Annotated in this window: 1 pseudogene; it reads left to right on the top strand. The window is 66.9% G+C overall.

From position 1 onward, the window contains the following. Positions 1-700 (top strand): annotated as a pseudogene (locus FXB38_RS42390) (tyrosine-type recombinase/integrase); the annotation flags it as partial.

Below are 700 nucleotides of genomic sequence, written 5' to 3' on the forward strand. Positions count from 1 at the left end.
CGGCCGCCGCCGGAGGGATACAACATGACTACGTGCAGAGGGTCAAGAACTTCGCAGCGTTCCTCGGGCGATCACCCGATACGGCGAGCTTCGAGGACGTGCGCCGCTACCAGCTCCATCTGGCGGCGAGCGGCGTTGGTGTGCCGACCATCAATCAGACCGTTTCGACGTTGCGGTTCTTTTTCCGGGTCACGCTGAAGCGCCACGAGATCGTCGAGCACACCCATGTCATCCATGAGCCGCGCAAGCTGCCGGTGGTGCTGAGCCCGAGCAGATGGCGCGGCTGCTCGATGCCGCGCCGGGACTGAAGTACAAGGCGGCGCTGAGCGTGGCCTACGGTGCGGGCCTGCGCGCCGCCGAGGTGGTATCGCTCAAGGTCTCCGACATCGACAGCCAGCGCATGATCATCCGCGTCGAACAGGGCAAGGGCGGCAAGGACCGTAACGTCATGCTGTCGCCTGTTCTGCTCGACCTGCTGCGGACCTGGTGGCGGGCGGCGCGGCCGCAGGGCTGGCTGTTCCCCGGCCGCGATCCGGCCCAGCCGATGACCACGCGCCAGCTCAACCGCGCCTGCCACGCCGCCGCCCAAATGGCGGAGATCAACAAGCGGGTCTCGCTGCACACCTTGCGGCACAGCTTCGCCACGCACCTGCTCGAGCAGAACATCGACGTCCGCGTCATCCAGGTGCTGCTCGGAACG

It is taken from the genome of Bradyrhizobium cytisi, assembly GCF_008123515.1.
Taxonomy (GTDB): domain Bacteria; phylum Pseudomonadota; class Alphaproteobacteria; order Rhizobiales; family Xanthobacteraceae; genus Bradyrhizobium; species Bradyrhizobium cytisi.